The sequence below is a fragment of the Streptomyces sp. NPDC051172 genome (assembly GCF_040682555.1).
GTDB lineage: Bacteria > Actinomycetota > Actinomycetes > Streptomycetales > Streptomycetaceae > Streptomyces.
Map to the genome: position 1 here is coordinate 85,874 of NZ_JBFBBE010000023.1, position 18,998 is coordinate 104,871.

Annotated in this window: 16 protein-coding genes; 1 reads left to right on the forward strand and 15 read right to left on the reverse strand. The window is 71.9% G+C overall.

Annotated features, from left to right (window positions below):
* Positions 1-2: 2 nt before the first annotated feature.
* The 14 genes from AB0N07_RS16755 to fmt form a co-directional block, all read right to left on the reverse strand.
* Positions 3-1,703, reverse strand: a complete 1,701-nt coding sequence (locus tag AB0N07_RS16755; RefSeq protein ID WP_365835534.1) for an NAD(P)/FAD-dependent oxidoreductase — start codon at positions 1,701-1,703, stop codon at positions 3-5.
* A gap of 47 nt (positions 1,704-1,750) precedes the next feature.
* Positions 1,751-2,539 carry a carbon-nitrogen hydrolase family protein gene (locus AB0N07_RS16760; protein WP_365835536.1) on the reverse strand — a complete coding sequence of 263 codons (789 nt, stop codon included), beginning with the start codon at positions 2,537-2,539 and terminating at the stop codon, positions 1,751-1,753.
* A 264-nt stretch (positions 2,540-2,803) separates the two neighbouring features.
* Positions 2,804-3,181, reverse strand: a complete 378-nt coding sequence (locus tag AB0N07_RS16765) for a DUF742 domain-containing protein (protein ID WP_365835538.1) — start codon at positions 3,179-3,181, stop codon at positions 2,804-2,806.
* Entirely contained in the window at positions 3,178-5,115 is a 1,938-nt protein-coding gene (locus tag AB0N07_RS16770) for an ATP-binding protein (protein WP_365835540.1), read from the reverse strand. The genes AB0N07_RS16765 and AB0N07_RS16770 overlap by 4 nt, the downstream gene beginning before the upstream one ends.
* 56 nt (positions 5,116-5,171) lie before the next feature.
* The gene (locus tag AB0N07_RS16775) at positions 5,172-6,380 is read right to left on the reverse strand and encodes an MFS transporter (RefSeq protein ID WP_365835542.1); all 1,209 of its coding nucleotides are present in this window, start codon (positions 6,378-6,380) and stop codon (positions 5,172-5,174) included.
* Between the two features lie 136 nt (positions 6,381-6,516).
* Entirely contained in the window at positions 6,517-6,969 is a 453-nt protein-coding gene (locus tag AB0N07_RS16780; RefSeq protein ID WP_365835544.1) for an Lrp/AsnC family transcriptional regulator, read from the reverse strand.
* Positions 6,970-6,979: 10 nt separating this feature from the next.
* Positions 6,980-8,482 carry an amino acid permease gene (locus tag AB0N07_RS16785; protein WP_365835546.1) on the reverse strand — a complete coding sequence of 501 codons (1,503 nt, stop codon included), beginning with the start codon at positions 8,480-8,482 and terminating at the stop codon, positions 6,980-6,982.
* A gap of 233 nt (positions 8,483-8,715) precedes the next feature.
* Positions 8,716-9,204, reverse strand: coding sequence for a GNAT family N-acetyltransferase (locus AB0N07_RS16790; RefSeq protein ID WP_365835548.1), 489 nt, complete (start codon positions 9,202-9,204; stop codon positions 8,716-8,718).
* 73 nt (positions 9,205-9,277) lie between these two features.
* Complete coding sequence (locus AB0N07_RS16795) at positions 9,278-10,720, reverse strand: GuaB1 family IMP dehydrogenase-related protein (RefSeq protein WP_365835550.1); 1,443 nt, start codon at positions 10,718-10,720, stop codon at positions 9,278-9,280.
* Positions 10,721-10,851: 131 nt separating this feature from the next.
* Positions 10,852-11,163, reverse strand: coding sequence for a barstar family protein (locus AB0N07_RS16800; RefSeq protein WP_365835552.1), 312 nt, complete (start codon positions 11,161-11,163; stop codon positions 10,852-10,854).
* 46 nt (positions 11,164-11,209) lie between these two features.
* Entirely contained in the window at positions 11,210-12,253 is a 1,044-nt protein-coding gene (locus AB0N07_RS16805; protein WP_365835554.1) for a sugar-binding domain-containing protein, read from the reverse strand.
* Between the two features lie 78 nt (positions 12,254-12,331).
* Positions 12,332-13,018 (reverse strand): ribulose-phosphate 3-epimerase, encoded by a 687-nt coding sequence (rpe, locus tag AB0N07_RS16810; protein WP_365835556.1) that lies wholly within the window; start codon positions 13,016-13,018, stop codon positions 12,332-12,334.
* A gap of 85 nt (positions 13,019-13,103) precedes the next feature.
* Positions 13,104-14,531 (reverse strand): transcription antitermination factor NusB, encoded by a 1,428-nt coding sequence (locus tag AB0N07_RS16815; RefSeq protein WP_365835558.1) that lies wholly within the window; start codon positions 14,529-14,531, stop codon positions 13,104-13,106.
* 64 nt (positions 14,532-14,595) lie between these two features.
* Positions 14,596-15,528 (reverse strand): methionyl-tRNA formyltransferase, encoded by a 933-nt coding sequence (gene fmt, locus AB0N07_RS16820; protein ID WP_365835560.1) that lies wholly within the window; start codon positions 15,526-15,528, stop codon positions 14,596-14,598.
* 291 nt (positions 15,529-15,819) lie between these two features.
* On the opposite strand from fmt, the gene AB0N07_RS16825 reads away from it, so the two are divergent.
* The gene (locus AB0N07_RS16825) at positions 15,820-16,362 is read left to right on the forward strand and encodes a hypothetical protein (protein WP_365835562.1); all 543 of its coding nucleotides are present in this window, start codon (positions 15,820-15,822) and stop codon (positions 16,360-16,362) included.
* Between the two features lie 250 nt (positions 16,363-16,612).
* On the opposite strand, the gene AB0N07_RS16830 is transcribed toward AB0N07_RS16825, so the two are convergent.
* Positions 16,613-18,766 (reverse strand): primosomal protein N', encoded by a 2,154-nt coding sequence (locus tag AB0N07_RS16830; protein ID WP_365835564.1) that lies wholly within the window; start codon positions 18,764-18,766, stop codon positions 16,613-16,615.
* Positions 18,767-18,998 lie beyond the last annotated feature (232 nt).

An 18,998-nucleotide genomic window follows, 5' to 3' on the forward strand; every position in this document is an offset into this window, starting at 1 on the left:
GGCTAGTCCTCCGGCAGCTCGACCGGCGCGATCTCGTCGTACACGTCGCCCGGCCCCGGGTTGGTCGCGTCGGTCTCGCCGCCGAAGTGGTGCATGACGCCCCAGACCGCGTTCAGCGCGGTCTGGATCGCGCCCTCGGCCCAGCCGGCCGTCCAGGAGATGTCGTCGCCGGCGAGGAAGATGCCCCGCTTGTCCTCGGGCAGCCGGTCCTGCATGAAGTGCGTGAACAGGCGCCGCTGGTAGCGGTAGTGGCCGGGCAGGTTGGCCTTGAACGCGCCCATGAAGTACGGCTCGTTCTCCCAGGACACCGTCACCGGGTTCCCGATGATGTGCTTCCTGATGTCGACCTTCGGGTAGATCTCGCCGAGCGACTTCAGCATGACCTCCATCCGCTCGTTCGCCGACAGCGGCAGCCACTTCAGGCTGTCGTCGCACCAGGTGTAGGAGAGGCAGATGACGGCGGGCCTGTCCGGGCCGTCGTCCAGCAGGTAGGTGCCGCGGGTCATGCGGTCGGTGAGCGTCATCGACATGACGTCCCGGCCGGTCTCCTCGTCCTTGTCGAGCCAGAACGGACGGTCGACGGGCACGAAGAGCTTGCTGGACTCCATGTAGTGGGTGCGCTCGATGGCCGTCCAGTGGTCGATCGGGAAGAGCGAGTCGTCGCAGGCGATCTTCGACAGCAGCATCCAGGACTGGGCGGTGAAGATCGCCGCCCGGTAGGTGCGGATGTCACCGTTCGCGTCGGTCACGGTGATCCGGTTGCCCGCCGTGCGGTGCAGCCGGGTCACGGCCGGGCGGGGCTCGCCGTCCACGTGCAGGGATTTCAGGGACGTCCCGTACGGCCAGTGGACGATCTTCTCGGGCTCGCGCTCCCAGAGCCGCAGCGGGAGCTGCTGGCTGCCGCCGACGATGCCGCGGTGGTGGTCGTCGGCCTCGGTGTAGACGACCCGCAGGATCTCCAGGATGGAGTTGGGGAAGTCGGTGTCCCAGCCGCCCGTCCCGAAGCCGACCTGGCCGAAGATCTCGCGGTGGCGGAAGGACTTGAAGGCCTCGGAGTCGCAGAGGAAGCCGTAGAAGGTCTGGTTGTCGAGCTTCTGGACCAGCTCGGCCCAGATCTCGCGGATGCGCGGCACGTCACGCTCGCGCAGGGCGCGGTTCATGTCGGAGAAGTCCGCGCCCTCTTCGAGGCACTTGTTCCACGCCTCGGCGACATCGCGGTAGACCTGCGGCAGGTCGTCGACCGTCTCGGCGTAGTGCGACTCTCCCTTGAGGTCGACGACCGTCGACGGGGTGGTCTCCGCAAGAGGGTTGGGGAAGGGCCGGGTCTCGAGCCCCACCAGGTCGATGTAGTGCTGCAGGGCCGTCGAGGACGGCGGGAAGCGCATCGCGCCCATCTCGGCGGTGAGGGACGGATCGCAGCCCTCGAACCCGACGGTCCGCAGGCGCCCGCCGATCCGGTCGGCCTCGTACACGACCGGCTTGAGGCCCATCTTCATCAGCTCGTAGGCGGCGACGATGCCGGACAGTCCGCCGCCGATGACCGCGACCTCGGCGCCGTGCTCGGTGGCCGGTATCTGGCCGAGGCCCGCGGGGTGGGCGAGGAAGTCGTCGTACGCGTACGGGAAGTCCGGGCCGAACATGGTGATCGGCGGCAGCTGCTGCTCGTCTGCGTGCTCGACGGCGTTGGGCACGGTGGACGTCATGGGGTACGGACTCCTTGCACGGAAAGTACGAGTACGGGATGAGGGGATCAGACGAGGGACCCGTAGAGGCCGGGCCGGCGGTCCTCCAGGTACGGGTTCGCCTCACGGGAGGCGGCGAGGAAGGCGGGGTCGGCGTCGGCGAACACCAGCTCCTCGCCGCGTCCGGCGCGGGCGCGGGCGACCCCGTCGGGACCGGCCAGCGCGGAGAGCCCGACGAAGTCGAACTCCCCTTCCTGACCGACCCGGTTGACGTATGCGACGTACAGCTGGTTCTCCCAGGCCCGGACCGGGATCATCGACTCGGCGACGAACTGGAACGGGTGCATCTGCGCCGTCGGCACGACGAGGAGGTCGGTGCCGGCCAGGGCGTGGGCCCGGACGTTCTCCGGGAACTCGACGTCGTAGCAGATCATGAGGCCGACGGTGAGCCCGCCGAGCTCGGCCTGGACGACCGGCTGCTCGCCCGGCGTGAAGTGGTCGCGCTCGAAGCAGCCGAAGAGGTGGGTCTTGCGGTAGTTCGCGAGGCGGATGCCCTCGGCGGAGATCAGCTGTGCGGAGTTGAAGACGGTCGCGCCGTCCCGCTCCGGGTACCCGTACGCGATCGCGAGCCCGTGCCGCCCGGCGATGTCGGCGATCGCGTCCGCGGACTCACCGTCGGCCGGCTCGGCGAGGCGGCCGATGTCGTCGCCGATCGCGTACCCGGTCAGGAACATCTCCGGCGCGGCCAGCAGCAGGGCACCCGCGGCAGCGGCCCGCCGGGCAGCCGCGTCGAGCACCTTGAGGTTCTCGGCAACGGACCCGGGACGACCGGAGCTCTGGAGCAGGGCGGTACGCATGCGTGTTCCTCAGCGATACGGAGGGGTTCGGGGGCCCTTTAGACGGTACGGTCGCAGGGCTGGGCCCAGCAAGAAGAACCCGTTGCGCGCCGGTGAGCGTTTCGTTGCGTACGGGGCGCGTCCGACGGCGATTCGTTGCGCTCTTCAGCCACCGGGTCCTGCGGCGCCCTTATAGGGGCGCGGGGCTGTGACATCAGCGGCTCCGCCGCGGGGCGCGAGAAGCCACGACGACGCCGCAGACGAACAACGACACACTCCGCGGAGCTAAAGCTCACGCAACCGCTCAATGATCTCCCGCAGCAATGCGGGATCATCCGCGGCCCCGCCCACATCCACGCGCCGCGGCGCATCGACCCGCACCAGCCCGGCCTCGGCCAGATCCCCCAGCAACACCCGCAGCACCGTCAGCGGCAGATCCGCATCCGCGGCCAGCTCGACCACCGGCCGGGACCGACCCCGGACCAGCGCAAGCAGTGCGGCCCCGGCATGGTCGACCCCTGCCCCCGCCTCCCCGCCCACGGCAGTGACCCGCGCCATCAGATCGATGCGCGGCCCGCCGGAGGGCCGGGTCCGCCCCCTCGTGACGGTGTACGGCCGCACCATCGCCCCGGTCTCGTCCTCGTACCAGTGCTCGTCACTCACGGCAGGGACGCCCGCGCCGCCACGCCCTCCTCCGCCAGCACGCCCTCCGGCAGGGTCACCACCGCCGTCGTCCCGCCGTACGGCGACGGGCCGAACGCCACCTCGATCCCGTGCCTGGCGGCGAGGCGCCCCACGACGTACAGCCCGAGCCTGTCGTGCCGGGTCGGATCGAAGCCGCCGGGATTCCTGATCGTCCGCTCCGCCTCCGCCAGCTGCCCGGCGTCGAACCCGAGCCCCCGGTCGTCGATCTGCAGGACGAAGCCGCCGTCGGCCCGTGCGCTGCGCATGGTCACGCGGGTGTCCGGCGGCGAGAACACCGTGGCGTTCTCGACGAGCTCGGCGATCAGATGGACGACGTCGGCGACGGCGTCCGCCGCGACACCCGCCGGGGGCATCGGCGGCACCTCGACGCGGGCGTACGCCTCGATCTCACCGACCGCGGAGGCGACGACGTCGGCGACGGGCACCGGGCGCCGCCATCTGCGGCCGGGCGCCGAGCCGGACAGGACGATCAGGTTCTCGGCGTGGCGCCGCATCCGGGTGGTGAGATGGTCGATGCGGAAGAGCTGTTCCAGCACGTCCGGGTCGTCCGTGCGCCGCTCCAGCGTGTCGACCAGCTTCAGCTGCCGGTGCACGAGCGACTGGTTGCGGCGGGCGATGTTGAGCAGTACCGCGGAGAGCCCACGGCGCAGGTTCGCCTGCTGCACGGCCGCCTCGACGGCCGCGAGGCGCGCGGCGTTGAAGGACCGCCCCACGTCGCCGATCTCGTCCGAGGCCGCCTCCCCGTCCGCGAGCGGCGGCGCCTCGGTGACCGCGTCCACGTCCTGGCCCGCACTCAACCTGGCCATGACGTCGGGCAGTTGGCTGGTGGCCAGGAGATCGGCGGCATCCCGCAGCGTCTCGAGCCGCCGCGAGATCCGCCGCGCGCCCCGCACCGCGAACCACAGCGACAGCCCTACGGCAGCCAGTCCGACCACTCCGACCGCGGCGGCCCTGGCCAGCTCCCGGTAGGCGAACTCCCTCCCGCGCCCGGCGGAGTTCATGGCGGAGCGGGTGCACAGCCGCATGTACTGCTTGACCGCCCGGTCGGTGGTGGAGCGCCAGGAGTCGACCGCGACGGCGTTCCCCGCGCCCGCCGCTCCGGCCCGCAGCAGCGCGTCCTCGCTCGTCACCAGCTTCCGGTGCAGCTGCCCGCGCTGGAACTCCTCGAACAGCGCCCGCGAGTCCCCCGGCAGGTCCGGCACATACGTCCGCTCGAACACCCGTCGGTCCTCGACGGTCGCCGTGAGCGTGTCGTACTGCCGGTCGGTCAGTGTCCCGGCCGCCCGCGCTCCGGCAACCAGGGCGTCCTCCCGCGAGACGAACTCCCGTACCCGGACCAGCTCGACGACGACCTGGGCCTCCCGCGCGAGCTGCCCGGCCTGCAGGGCGGTGAGCGTCGACTCGACGTCGAAGCCGGGTTCCACCAACGCGCTGTACTCGCTCACCGCCCGGTCCCAGGAGACGTCCCGGGACAGCACCCGCTCCCGCAGCCCCTCCAGCCTGCCGGCGGTCGTGACCATGGCGTCCAGCGCCTGGCGCTGCCGGGCGGAGAGCCGGCCGCGGTCCCCGGACCGGATCGCGTCACGCATGGCGTCCATGGCCCGGTCGGTACGGCGCTGCTGCTCCAGCAGGCCGGCGACGGGCGGCGTACGGCTGTCCGTGCCCAAGTACGCGGCGGACAGCCGCCGTTCGATCTGGATCTGCCCGATCGCCGTGTCGACGGGGGTGCCGAACTCCTCGTAGACCCCCTGCACCCGGACGAGCGCGCGCAGCTCCCCGGTGACGGACACCATGGCGAAGCTCCACAGCACCAGCAGCGCCAGCACGGGCGCGAGCGCGAGCGCGACGATCCGGGCGCGTACCGTACTGGGACGGCCGATGAGCCGGCGCATACTCACTCCCCGGAGTTACTCGCCAGTGCTACCCGTCGGTAACGACGCCGCACAACCTACGGGAAGCTCCGCCGGGACCGCAATGGCCACTTGAGCACCAGCAGCATCGCCGTCAACAGATAAGGCACCGCGAACAGCGCGAACGCGGTGCTGTGCGCCGCTCTTGTCTCGATCGCCGCGTAGACGCCGTACGCCGCGACCGTGGCCAGGTCGCTGCCCAGGCCCGCGACCGAGGTCAGGGTGGCCCGGCGGGTGTCGTCGATGCGCTGCTGGAGGCGGACGTCGGCCAGTACGGTCGCCAGCTGGAAGCCGCCGAAGGCGAAGGCGAGCAGGACGAGGGCGCCCGGGGTACGGGCCGCGGCGCCCACGGCCATGGCGAGGGCGGCCACCGCGAGGACCGCCGCCAGGCCTGCCGTACCCATGCGTTCCCAGGGCCCGGCCAGCAGGCCTCCGGCGGTCGCTCCCGCCCAGATCAGCAGCAGGAGATAGGGGACCGTCGTCTCGGCCACGCCGCTGTCCCGCACCAGCAGTGGCGTGTACTCGTCGAGCGCCTCCCACACGGCCCCCACCGCCGGGACGAGCAGCAGCGCGCCGCGCAGCGACCGGTCGCGGCGGACCGCGGTGAGCCCCTCCCGCAGGGTGGTGGACCAGTCCTCCGCATCGGCCTTCGGCGCCGCCCGGTTCTCCGGGAAGCGGGTCGCCGTCGCGGCGCTCGCCAGACAGGCCAGCACGCTCGCGGCTCCGACGGCGGAGTAACCGCCCCAGGCGAAGACGGGTCCGGCGAGCGCCATGGCCGCCATGATCGCGACATGTCCGGCGGCCCGTGCCCGGCCCATGATCCTGGCGTACCGGTCGGCCTCACCGAGCCGTTCCAGTTCCTCGTACACCAGCGCCTCCAGCGCGCCGGAGCCGAGTGCTCCGCGGGCGCCCCACAGGACGAAGCCCAGGGCGAAGGCCCAGTACGACGGGGTGAGCACCCACAGGGTGAAGCCGGCCGCGGTGAGCAGCGGGCCGAGCCGGAGCAGCAGCCGCCGGGAGACGGCGTCGGCCCAGGCGCCGGAGGGCAACTCCAGAACGACACCCGTGATCGACCAGAGGGCGAAGAGGGAGGAGATCTGCCAGACGGACAGACCGGTGTCGCTGAAGAGGAGCGCGTACACCGGGTAGAGCAGGACGAAGTCGTCGAGGAACGCGTAGCCGTACAGCGTGGCCGTGAGCCGGCGGACGCCGGCGGTGACGGGGACGCGCGCAGGTGAGAGTGTCATGAGGCCTTCCCGCAGGGACGGATCGGATGCCGGAGGTACGGCGTCCGAGGCGGCCCTCGGGAGGCACGGCTGGTGGATCAATGTCGCCAGGTCATGGCACCGATGGTAGGCGCGTGCGGCGATCCCCGTCCGGCGATTATGTCGGCGACCCCGACGAGAAGCGGCGCAGCAGCGGGGACAGCACCAGCACGGACTTGGTGCGTTCGACGAACGGCTCCCCGGCGATGCGCTCCAGGACCCGTTCGAAGTGGCGCATGTCGGAGGCGAAGACCTGCACGATCGCGTCCGCGTCGCCGGTGACCGTGGAGGCGGCCACGACCTCCTGGTAGGGCTCAAGACCCCGCCGGATGACCTCCGGCGAGGTGTTGTGGCGGCAGTAGATCTCGACGAACCCCTCGGTCTCCCAGCCGAGCGCCCCCGGGTCCACCCGTACGGTGAAGCCGGTGATGGCTCCGGTGGCGCGCAGCCGGTCCACGCGCCGCTTCACGGCGGGTGCGGACAGGCCGACGAGCTGCCCGATGTCCGCGTAGGAGCGGCGGGCGTCCTCGGCGAGGGCGTGCACGATGCGTTCGTCGAGATCGTTCAGCACTGCTGGTGGTTCACTTCTCTGGAGTCGCGAGAACTTCTGGAGTTGCGAGTTCTGCTCGCGTGGCAAGACGGGAGCGGCGATAGCCGTACCCGAAGTAGAACACGAGCCCGACCGCCATCCAGCCCCCGAAGACCACCCAGGTGACGCCGGACAGGCTGCCCATCATCCAGATGCAGAACGCGAAGCCCACGGCGGGCAGGACCGGGGAGAGCGGCACCCGGAAGGTGCGGGGCATGTTCGGTCGGGTCCGGCGCAGCACCACGACGGCGACGTTGACCAGGGCGAAGGCGAAGAGGGTGCCGATGCTGGTGGCGTCGGCGAGCTGGCCGAGCGGGATCGCGGCGGCGAGGACTCCGCAGAACAGGGAGACGATGACCGTGCCCGCGCGGGGCGCGCCGGTCTTCGGGTGGACCTTGCCGAACACCTTGGGGACGAGCCCGTCCCGGGACATCGCGAAGAGGATGCGGGTCTGGCCGTAGAGCACGGTCAGCACGACGCTCGCGATGGCGATGACGGCGCAGGCGGCGAGCAGGGTGCCCCAGAAGGACTGGCCGGTGACGTCGCGCATGATCTGGGCGAGCCCGGCCTCCGAGTCGTTGAACCGCCGCCAGGGCTTGGCGCCGACGGCGACGGCGGCGACGAGCACGTACAGCGCGGTGACGATCACGAGCGACAGCATGATGGCCCGCGGCAGGTCACGCTGGGCGTTCTTGGCCTCTTCACCTGCGGTGGAGGCGGCGTCGAAGCCGATGTAGGAGAAGAAGAGCGTGGCACCGGCAGCGCTCACGCCCGCCATGCCGAGCGGCATGAAGTGCGCGTAGTTCCCGGACCTGAAGCCCTGGATGCCGATGGCGCAGAACAGCACCAGCGCGGCGATCTTCACACAGACCATGATCGTGTTGGCGCGGGCGGACTCCCGCGCGCCGCCCAGCAGGAAGGCCATGGCCAGGAGCACCACGATCAGTGCGGGCAGGTTGAAGATGCCGCCGTCGCCGGGCGGGGCGGACAGGGCGTCCGGGATGGTGACGCCTATGGTCCCGTCCAGCAGTTCGTTGAGGTACTCGCCCCAGCCGACGGCCACGGCGGCGACCGAGACGCCGTACTCCAGGACCAGACACCAGCCGCAGATCCAGGCGATCAGCTCGCCCATGGTTGCGTATGCATACGAGTACGAGGACCCGGCGACCGGGATGGTGCCCGCCAGCTCGGCGTACGAGAGGGCCGAGAAGAGCGCGGTCAGACCGGCGATCACGAAGGACAGGGTGACGGCAGGACCGGCCTTGGGCACGGCCTCGCCGAGAACCACGAAGATGCCGGTGCCGAGGGTGGCGCCGATGCTGATCATGGTGAGCTGCCACAGCCCGAGGGAGCGGCGCAGGGCCCCTCCCTCACCCTGGCCGCCCTCCGCGACCAGGCGTTCCACGGGCTTGCGGCGCATGAGGCGCGCGCCGACGCCCAGGGAAGGTGGGGCGTTCATGGTGCGGTCCTGCGGTGGTGCGCCTTGATCGAGCACGCGCTGACTCCTTCGTCACTGCGGTCAGGGCGGCGGGGACCGGCGGCATCCCTGCGCGAGCAGGAACCCACCGAGCGGGGTCCCTGCCACGCCACGTACAGGGCATGACCCTACGGGGCAGGCCTTCGCAGGCGAAATGCAGCAACCTTGCGCATACGTGCAAGTTCGTTGCGTTCATCGCATCCCGGCGGGCGTTCGTTGCACAGGGACTGCCGAGCGTTGCGCGAGGATGCTCAGTGCAGCTCCTTCACCAGGAAGGTGCAGGCGTCGATGCACTCGCGCTCGGCACCGTCCACGTCGATGTACGTATAGCGGTCCAGGTAGTCCGTCACCGGGCGATACCCGAGCCGCGCGTACAACGCCGCCGCGCGCGGGTTGTCCCTGCCGACACCGATGCCGATGAGCGGCAGGGACCGGTCCCGGGCCAACTCCTCGGCCGCTCGGATCAGTTGGGTGCCGATCCCGCGCGAGCGGAGGTGCTCGGGCCAGACGCCCAGACCGCCGATCTCGGGGCAGTCCACGGCGACTTCGGGCGCCTCGCAGCCGATCCAGCGCATCTCCGTGTGCCCCACGGGCCGGCCCTCCAGCCAGGCGAGCAGATACGTGCAGTCCCCCGCCTCCTGGCGGGCGAAGCGCCGGGCGTGGAACGAGGTGGCGCCGGGCGAAGGGATGTACTGGTCGAGCAGCGCCACATCGGCGGCCCGGCAGACGGTGATCTCCATGCACCCGACGGTAGAGGCCGGACACGCCGACGGCCCCCGATTTTCAACGGGGGCCGTCGGCAAGGGACTTGGCTCAGATCCAGCTGGCGTGCAGCGGCTTGCCCTCCGCGTAGCCGGCCGCGCTCTGGATGCCGACCACCGCCTTCTCGGCGAACTCCTGCAGGGAGTTCGCACCGGCGTAGGTGCAGGAGGAGCGGACGCCCGCGATGATCGAGTCGATCAGGTCCTCCACGCCGGGACGCCCCGGGTCGAGGAACATGCGCGAGGTGGAGATGCCCTCCTCGAACAGCGCCTTGCGGGCGCGGTCGTACGCCGACTCCTCCGACGTTCGGTTGCGGACCGCGCGCGCGGAGGCCATGCCGAACGACTCCTTGTAGAGGCGGCCGTTCGCGTCCTGCTGCAGGTCGCCCGGGGACTCGTAGGTGCCCGCGAACCACGAGCCGATCATCACGTTCGACGCACCGGCCGCCAGGGCCATGGCCACGTCGCGCGGGTGCCGGACACCGCCGTCGGCCCACACGTGCCTGCCGTACTTCCTCGCCTCGGCCGCGCACTCCAGGACCGCGGAGAACTGCGGCCGGCCGACGCCGGTCATCATGCGGGTGGTGCACATCGCGCCGGGGCCGACACCGACCTTGATGATGTCGGCGCCCGCCTCGATCAGGTCGCGCACGCCCTCGGCGGCGACGATGTTGCCGGCGACGATCGGAACCTGCGGGTCGAGGGCGCGCACCACCTTGATGGCGCTGATCATCGACTCCTGGTGGCCGTGCGCCGTGTCGATGACGAGCGTGTCCACGCCCGCGTCCAGCAGTTGCTTGGCCTTGCCCGCGACATCGCCGTTGATGCCGACGGCGGCGGCGATGCGCAGCCTGCCCTGCGCGTCGGTGGCGGGCGTGTACAGCGTGGCGCGCAGGGCGCCCTTGCGGGTGAGGATGCCGGCGAGCCTGCCGTCCTTGTCGACGGCGGGCGCGTAGCGGCGGTTGGCGTGGTCGAGCCGGTTGAACGCCTCACGCGGGTCGATGTCCGCGTCCAGGAGCAGCAGATCCCGAGACATGACGACCTCGAGCTGTGTGAAGCGGTCCACGCCGGTCAGGTCCTGGTCGGTGACGACGCCGACCGGCCGGCCGTCCTCGTCGACGACGACTCCGGCGTTGTGCGCACGCTTGGGCAGCAGGGCCAGCGCGTCGGCGACGGTCTGGTGCGGGGCCAGCACGATCGGGGTGTCCAGGACGTGGTGGCGGCTCTTCACCCAGGAGACGACCTCGGTGACGACCTCGATCGGAATGTCCTGGGGGATGACGACGAGGCCGCCGCGCCGGGCCATCGTCTCGGCCATGCGGCGGCCGGCGATGGCGGTCATGTTGGCGACGACCAGCGGGATCGTGGTGCCCGTGCCGTCCGGGGAGCTGAGGTCCACACCCTGCCGCGAGCCGACCGCACTGCGGCTCGGGACCATGAAGACGTCGTCGTACGTCAGGTCGTACGCGGGCTGGATGTCGTTGAGGAAACGCACGTGCTGCACATCCCAGTCGATCAGAGGTGGCCCCCGGGCAGGTCAGCCAGGGGGAAGAGCACGTACTTCATTGTCCCATGTCGACCGGAATGCGGTGCACGGGCAGATCATCCAGCCTGGTCAGAGGGCCCTTAGGAGGTTCCTCCAAGGGCGAGGGCCACGGTGAGCGCCGGCATCCGGTCCATGGCCGCGGAGAACACCTCTCGCGCGATCTCCCACTCCTCGGGGCGCACCTTCGCGTACGGCTGCCAGTTCCGTACGACCACGAGCAGCCCGTCCACTGCTTCCTCGGGCCAGACAGAGATGTCGCTGAGGCTGTCGACGAGCGCGTCCCAGTTGCGGCCGAACCAACCGGGCAGCTGGAGGGCGTCCACGCAGCGGTCCATCAGGCCCGCCTTGTCCGTGACCCCGTCGAGGTCCAGCGCGACCACGAGTTCCGCCATCTCAGCACCGCCCTGATCGGGTCTTGGCGATTTTCCTGACCACCTGTCAGATCCCGTCCGGGTCGGCCCTGTTGAGCGCCGGTTTCGGCGTCGGACCTGCCGTCATCAGGACGTCCGCCGCCGAGGTGTCCGTCACCAGGCTGGTGACGAGCCCGGAGCGCAGCACCGCGTCGATGGCGGACGCCTTGCGCGCCCCGCCCGCGATCGCGACGACCTCGGGGATACGGCGGAGCTGGTCGGCCTTGACGGTGATGCACCGCTCGCCGAGGTCCCGGCCGACCCGGCGGCCCTGGCCGTCGAAGAGGTGCGCGGACATTTCGGCTGCGACGCCGAGCGAGGCGTAGTGCGCGCGCTCCTCGTCGCTCAGCATGTCGTGCACCGTCGAGATACCGGGCTCCCAGGAGCCGATGGAGACGCACGCGACCGTGACCTTGTCGAAGTACTCGAAGGCCCGGGCGATCCCGGTCTGGTGGCGCAGCGCGGCCGCGGTCGCCGCGTCCGGCAGCAGCATCGGCGCGTAGATGGGGTGGGCGTCGCCGCCGGAGACCTGGGCGGCGCGGCGCACGGCCTCCACGGAGCCGCGCTCGGCGGTCCCGGCGTCGTACACGCCCGTCAGCTGCACCACCGTGCACGGCGGCAGCCGGTCCAGGGCCGCGGCCATGTGGATGGTGGAGCGGCCCCAGGCAAGGCCCAGCACATCGCCCTCGTTGACGAGTTCGCCGAGCAGGTCGGCGGCCACCTCACCGAGGTTCTCCGGATCGGGCGTCTCCTCGGCCTCGGCCGGGGACTCCACCACGACGGCGTGCCTGAGGCCGTAGCGGGCACGGAGCGCGTCCGAGCGCTCGGCGTCCAGCTCGGCCGGGACGCGGATCTCGATGCGTACGAGATCCCGTTCGAGAGCGGTCTCCAGGACCCGGGCCACCTTGAAGCGGCTGACGCCGAACTCCTCCGCGATCTGGATCTTGGACTTGCCCTCGAGGTAGAAGCGGCGGGCCATGGCCGCCGCCTGCACCAGCTCAGCGGGTCCCATCCGCACTGCTGACCGGCCCGCCGACATACCCGACACGGCGATCTCCTCACTGCTGTTCACACTCTGGATTCGCCGTTCATCCTTGCAGATTCGGCGCACTTGATCCGCCCTGATGGGCGCCGTTCACGTTGTCTTGGTTCAGTGGTCGCACGCCCAGCTCGCCTTGGCGGTCACCGTCTCCGCCTGGGTGCGCAGTGCACGTACCGCGTGCGCCGGGTCCTCGGCGCCGTACACCGCCGAACCCGCGACGAAGACGTCCGCGCCGGCCTCGGCGCAGCGCTCGATGGTGGCGGCGGAGACTCCGCCGTCCACCTGGAGCCACAGTTCGAGACCGTGCTTGCTGATCAGCTCGCGGGTGCGGCGGATCTTGGGAAGCATGATGTCGAGGAACGCCTGCCCGCCGAATCCCGGCTCAACCGTCATGACCAGCAGCATGTCGAGCTCGGGGAGCAGATCCTCGTACGGCTCGATGGGCGTGGCGGGCTTCAGGGCCATGGAGGCGCGGGCGCCCTTGGCCCGGATCTCCCGGGCGAGCCGGACCGGCGCGGCGGCCGCCTCGACGTGGAAGGTGACGGAGGAGGCCCCCGCTTCGACGTACTGCGGGGCCCAGCGATCGGGGGCCTCGATCATCAGATGGCAGTCCAGCGGGGTGTCCGTCGCACGGGCCAGGGACTCTACGACCGGCACTCCGAGCGTGAGGTTCGGGACGAAATGGTTGTCCATGACGTCGACGTGGAGCCAGTCGGCTCCTTCGACCGCCTTCGCCTCGTCCGCGAGGCGGGCGAAGTCGGCGGACAGGATGCTGGGGTTGATCTGCACGGCCATGACCCAAGCCTGCCATGTCCGGGCACGTTTGTTCGCGCCGGTCCGCACCTGAGACGTTCATACGACGATGAGGACGGCGCCGAAGTCAGCCGGTTCTCCGGATGAGCGCCAGATACATGGCGTCGGTTCCGTGCAGATGCGGCCACAGCTGTACGTCGGGGCCGTCACCGAGGTCCGGTACGCCCGGCAGCAGGGGCCGCGCGTCGATCAGCTCGGCCTCGGGGTGCTGCTTGAGCAGGTCGTCGACGACGGCCCTGGTCTCGGCGAGGTGCGGCGAGCAGGTGGCGTAGCCGACGACGCCGCCGACCCGTACGGCATCCAGCGCGGTGCGCAGCAGGGCGCGCTGCAGCGGCCCGAAACCTTCCAGGTCCTCGGGACGGCGCCGCCAGCGCGCCTCGGGCCGCCGGCGCAGCGCGCCGAGCCCGGTGCAGGGCACGTCCATCAGGACGCGGTCGAAGGAGCCGGGCCGCCACGGCGGACGGGTGCCGTCCGCGGCGATGACCTGGTACGGCCCCGGGTTGCCGCGCAGGGCCTTGGCCACCAGCCCGGCCCGGTGCGGCTGCTTCTCGGAGGCGAGCAGGGTCGCCCCTCGCTCGGCGGCCAGCGCACCGAGCAGCGCCGCTTTGCCGCCGGGCCCGGCACATCCGTCGAGCCACTTCTCGTCCGGCCCGTCCAGCGGAGCGTTGGCCAGCGCCAGCGCCACGAGCTGGCTGCCTTCGTCCTGTACGCCCGCGCGGCCGTCCCGTACGGCCTCGATCGCGCCGGGTTCACCGCCTTCGGCGAGCCGCACGGCATACGGTGACCAACGCCCCGCCACGGCGGCCTCCTCCCGGAGCAGCTCCTCGGCCGTGGCCCGCCCGGGGCGCGCGACCAGGGTCACCTCGGGCCGCTCGTTGTCCGCCTCCAGCAGCCGCTCGATGCCGGCCCGGCCGCCGCCGAGGGAGTCCCACAGCGCGGAGACGACCCAGCGCGGATGCGAGTGCACGACGGCCAGGTGGTCCTCGGGGTCCTCGTCGTAGGGCGGTGCGACGCGCTCGATCCAGGTGTCCAGGTCGTCCTGCGCGACCTTGCGCAGCACGGCGTTGACGAACTTGGCCCGCCCGTCACCGAGCACGACCCGGGCCAGCTCCACGGAGGCGGACACGGCGGCATGGGTCGGGATCCGCGTCCCGAGCAACTGGTGCACACCGAGACTCAGCACATCCAGCACCGGCGGGTCGACCTCGCGCAACGGCCGGTCCACACAGGCGGAGATGACGGCGTCGTACGTGCCCTGCCGCCGCAGCGTCCCGTACACCAGCTCGGTCGCCAGCGCCGCGTCCCGGCCGTCGAACTTGTCGGGCCCCTCCTTCTCCCGCGCCTTGCGCAGGAGCGGCGGCAGCACGAGGTTGGCGTACGCGTCCCGCTCGTCCACGGCCCTCAGCGCCTCGAAGGCGAGGATGCGGACGGGGTCCTTCTTGGGCCGACGGTAGGGCTTGCCGGGCTTGCGGGGCCCACGGGAGGTGTCGCTCACGAAAAAGGTGCTCCGGATGTCTGATGTGGATACGCACCAAGGGTACGTCCCGCTCGCCGGCCCGCTACCCGCCGAGCGTCTCCCCGTCCGCGATCCGCACCCCGCGCGCCCAGTCCGCCGCCCGCATCGGCTTCTTGCCCTGGGCCTGCACCCACAGCAGCTCCACGGCGTGCGAACCGGTGCCGACGTGGACGCTGTTCTTGCCCACGGCCGGCTGCGCCGGTGCGAGGTCGGTCCGGTCCGGGGCAGGCGCGACCTGGATGAGTTTGAGCCGCTCGCCGCGGAAGGTGGTCCAGGCGCCGGGCGCAGGCGTGCAGCCGCGCACCACCCGGTCGACGCGCAGCGCCGGGGCGGCCCAGTCGACCTGGGCGTCCTCGACGGTGATCTTCGGGGCGAGGGTGATGCCCTCGTTCGGCTGCGGTACGGCCTTCAGCGTGCCGTCCTCGATGCCGTCCATGGTCGCGGCGAGCAGCCCGGCACCGGCGAAGGCGAGCCGGGTCAGCAGGTCGCCGCTGGTGTCGGTGCGCCGGATCTCCTCCGTCACGGTGCCGTAGACGGGCCCGGAGTCGAGCCCCTCCTCGATGAGGAAGGTGGACGCACCCGTGATCTCGTCGCCCGCCATGATGGAGTGCTGCACCGGCGCCGCGCCCCGCCAGGCGGGCAGCAGCGAGAAGTGCAGGTTGACCCAGCCGTGGGCGGGGACGTCGAGCGCGACGCGCGGCAGCAGCGCCCCGTAGGCGACGACGGGACAGCAGTCGGGCCCGATCTCCCGCAGCCGCTCGAGGAACTCCGGGTCCCGCGGCTTGAGCGGCCTCAGCACCTCGATCCCGGCCTCCTGCGCCCGCTGCGCCACGGGCGAGGCGACCAGCCTGCGCCCCCGCCCGGCCGGCGCGTCGGGCCGTGTGACGACGGCGGCCACCTCGTGCCGCCCGGAGGCGATGAGAGCGTCCAGAGCGGGAACGGCGACCTCGGGGGTACCGGCGAAGACGAGCTTCATGGGTGAGCGGGGCCTCTCGGACGGGGGCTGTTGTGGCAACGCACAAGTCTATGACCACGCACGGAAAGCTCCACGCCTGCGCCCGCAACGCTCTGCCACTGCACCCGCAGAGCGGCCGCCGGACGTACCCCTCGGCGCAAACCTGCGCCACGGGGGGCGTACGCATATGCCCCTACGCCCCCAGACCGTGACCCCCGAAGCAAAAACACGTTGGTCAAGAAAGAGTTGACCACAACGGGCCGCAATCGCGCGGCCCGGATCCTTTTCAACGCCGGTTCGAGAGGCTTGTTCATGGCCGACCACGCAACCCACGACGCCCAGGCTCGGGCCAGCCTGCACTTGCTGGTGCGGGACATCGAGCGGGTCCGCCGGCAGGTGGACGCACTGCGCACGCTCACCGCGCAGTTGGGGAATGTCTACCGCCCGCGCCGCTCCGGCCCCTCCACGGGCTTCGTCGTGTACGGGCGCGCTCCCGCCCCGACAGTCCGTCTCGCGCAGGAGCTGCGGGACAGTGTCGAGACCCTGGTCACGGCCGCGGTCGATTTCGACCGCTCCCTCGGCTTCTCGTGGGACGCGGTGGGTTCCGCACTCGGGGTCACCAAGCAGGCGGTGCACCGCCGTTACGGTGCCCGTCGCGCCGCGGCCCAGGCGGCCGCCGAGACCGAGCGGAGCACCGAACCGGCGGGCTCCCGGACGGTCAGTGTGAGCACCGGCATCCCGACGGTGCCGACGGTCCCCGCCGCGCGCTCCATGCCGACCCAGCCGACGGCCGGCAGCCCGTCCCTCCGCGACGAGGCGAGGCCCACAGCCTTCCCCGGCCCCCGCAACGGCTGAACCACCTCTCCCCCTGCCCTCCCGGCCGGCCCCGGGAGGGCAGCTGCACGTCGGGACCTGCCTCCGGGAAGCGGCCCCCGCGTGGCTCGGGTCGCGTGTGGCCTACGGATCTTGGGCGAGGCCGTGGGCTCAATCGCTGCCCGGCGTCCTCACCGAAGTCACGTGCATTCACCTGCCGTCCGGCCGCACACGGCACCCGGCCGCTGCACTCGACGTCCAACAGTCCCGGCGACCCCGGCGCCCAACCTCCTCACCCGATGTCAGGCGGATCGATGCGCACCCGGACCAGGGCCTCGCCGGCCCCTCGTGCCATCCGCGCAGCCTGCGCGGCCTTCAGTGCCGAGGCCAGTGCGGCGCCGCGCCCCGGTGGTACGCGAACGAGTGCCCGCTCCCAGTGCTCCCCGGGCGGAGGCGCCCCCACCCGCCGCGGCCGCCCGGCCGCCGTGACCGGGAGCGGCACGGGTCCCAGTACCTCGGCCTCCCGGGGCAGTTCGGCCGTGCGCAGGAATTCGGCGACCGCCTCCCCGTCCCCGGACACCGCCGCCATCCGTGACACCGGCGGAAAGCCCAGCTCGGCCCGCTCGGCGAGTTCCCGTACCGCATGTCCGACGGGATCCCACCGCACCAGCGCCTGTACGGGCCGCAGCGTCGGCTCGGCGACGACCACCACGGTGCCGCCGGCCCCCTGCGGCCGGACGAGCGCGGCGGCCGCGAGCCAGCGCCGTAGCGCGTCCTCGCCGGCGCGCAGGTCGGGCCGGCCGAGCATCGCCCAGCCGTCCAGCAGAAGGGCCGCCGCATAGCCGCCCTCGGCGACGGGCTCGGCCCCCGGTGTGCTCACGACCAGCGCGGGCGTGCCCGGCACGGTGTCCAGTACATGCTCACGCCCGGAGGTCCGCACCGGAACGGCGGGAAACGCCCGCCCCAGCTCCTCGGCGGTCCGCCGCGCCCCCACGACCTGCGCCCGCAGCCGGAACCCGCCGCACTCGGGACAGTGCCAGCCGCTCTCGTCCCGCCCGCACCACCCGCAGCGCAGCGCGGCCCCGGCCTCCTGCCCCTCCAACGGGCCGGAGCAGTGCCGACACCGCGCCGGCGCCCGGCAGTTGGCGCACGCCATCCGAGGGACGTAACCCCTCCGGGGCACCTGCACCAGCACCGGCCCCTGCCGCAGTCCGTCCCGCACCGCCTGCCAGGCGAGGGTCGGCAACCGGGCTGCCCGGGCCGCCTCGTCCCGCGCGAGGTCCGCGTCCCCCACGGTCCGCACCAGCGGCGCAGCCCCCCGCACCTGCTCCCGCCCGGCGACGAGCGGCCGGGCCCAGCCACTCTCGACCAGCTGCGCCGCCTCGACGGTGCAGCTCCAACTGCCCAGCAGGAATGCGCACTTGTCCAGGGCGGCCCGCAGCAGCAGCACTTCCCTCGCATGCGGCTGGGGCGCGTGCTGCTCGCTGTGGCTGTCGTCCCCGTCGTCCCAGATGGCGACGAGGCCGAGGTTCTGAACCGGGGCGAACATGGCGGCCCGGGTCCCGATGACCGCCCGAACGGCTCCCCGCCGCACGGCGAGCCATTCCCGGTACCGCTTCTCGGGACCGGCGTCGGCGGTGAGCACCGCATGCCGCCCCTCCCCCAGCAGCGCGGTCAGCGCCGCGTCGACCCGGGCGACCGCCCGCCCGTCGGGGAGCACCACGAGCGCACCGCGCCCGGAGACCAGAGTCGCCGCCACGGCCCGCGCCAGTTCGTCGCTCCACTCGGACCCCGGCAGCGCATTCCACACGGCACGCGGCGCACCCCCCGACGCGAGCGACTCCAGAAAGGCGGCCCCCCGCTCGTACCGCACCCAGGACCCCGCGTCCGGCATCGCCGGCGGCGGCAGGGGCTCGGGCGAGGGCCGCTGCTCGGCCCGCGCGCTGCGCGGCGGCACGGCGAGCTGGAGCACATCGGCCAGGCTCCCCGCATACCGGTCGGCGACGGCCCGGGCCAGTCCCAGCAACTCCTCGCTCAACACCCGCTCGGGAGACACGACCTGGGCCAGCGCGGCAAGCGGCCCGGAGTAGTCGGACTCGGCAAGCCTCTCGACGAGGAACCCGTCGATCAGCCCGCCGCCCTCGCGCCGCCCTTCCCGCACGCGATGCCGCCCGGCCCCGAACCGCACCCGCACCCGCACCCCGGGCTGAGCATCCGCATCGAGCTCCTCGGGCACCGCGTAGTCGAAGTACCGGTCGAGATGCAGCACGCCCTTGTCGACCAGCACCCGGGCGACAGGCAGCTCCTTGGCCAGCGCGGCACCCCGCCAGGTCCGCGGCTTGGCCCTGGGCACCTCGGCCTTGCGCACGCTCTCCCTGATGAGCGCAAGCTGCTCGGGCGGCGCACCCTCCGCCCCGCCGTCCGTCCGCCCGTTCTCGCTGCTCACGCTTGCATTCTTACCAAACGCCACTGACAACCGACGCCGCCCGAGATCAGTCCGGCCGCGGATCACGAACGCCGTCAGGCGCCTTTGCCTTGGGCCACTCGGCCATACCGGTCCAGGACCGGCAGCAGGATTCGAACCTGCGAGGGGTCAACCCAGAAGTATCCGCAACCATCGCACCGGACCACGTCGGCTCTCCCGAGATCGGCACGGCAGCGGCATACGTTTCCAGAAT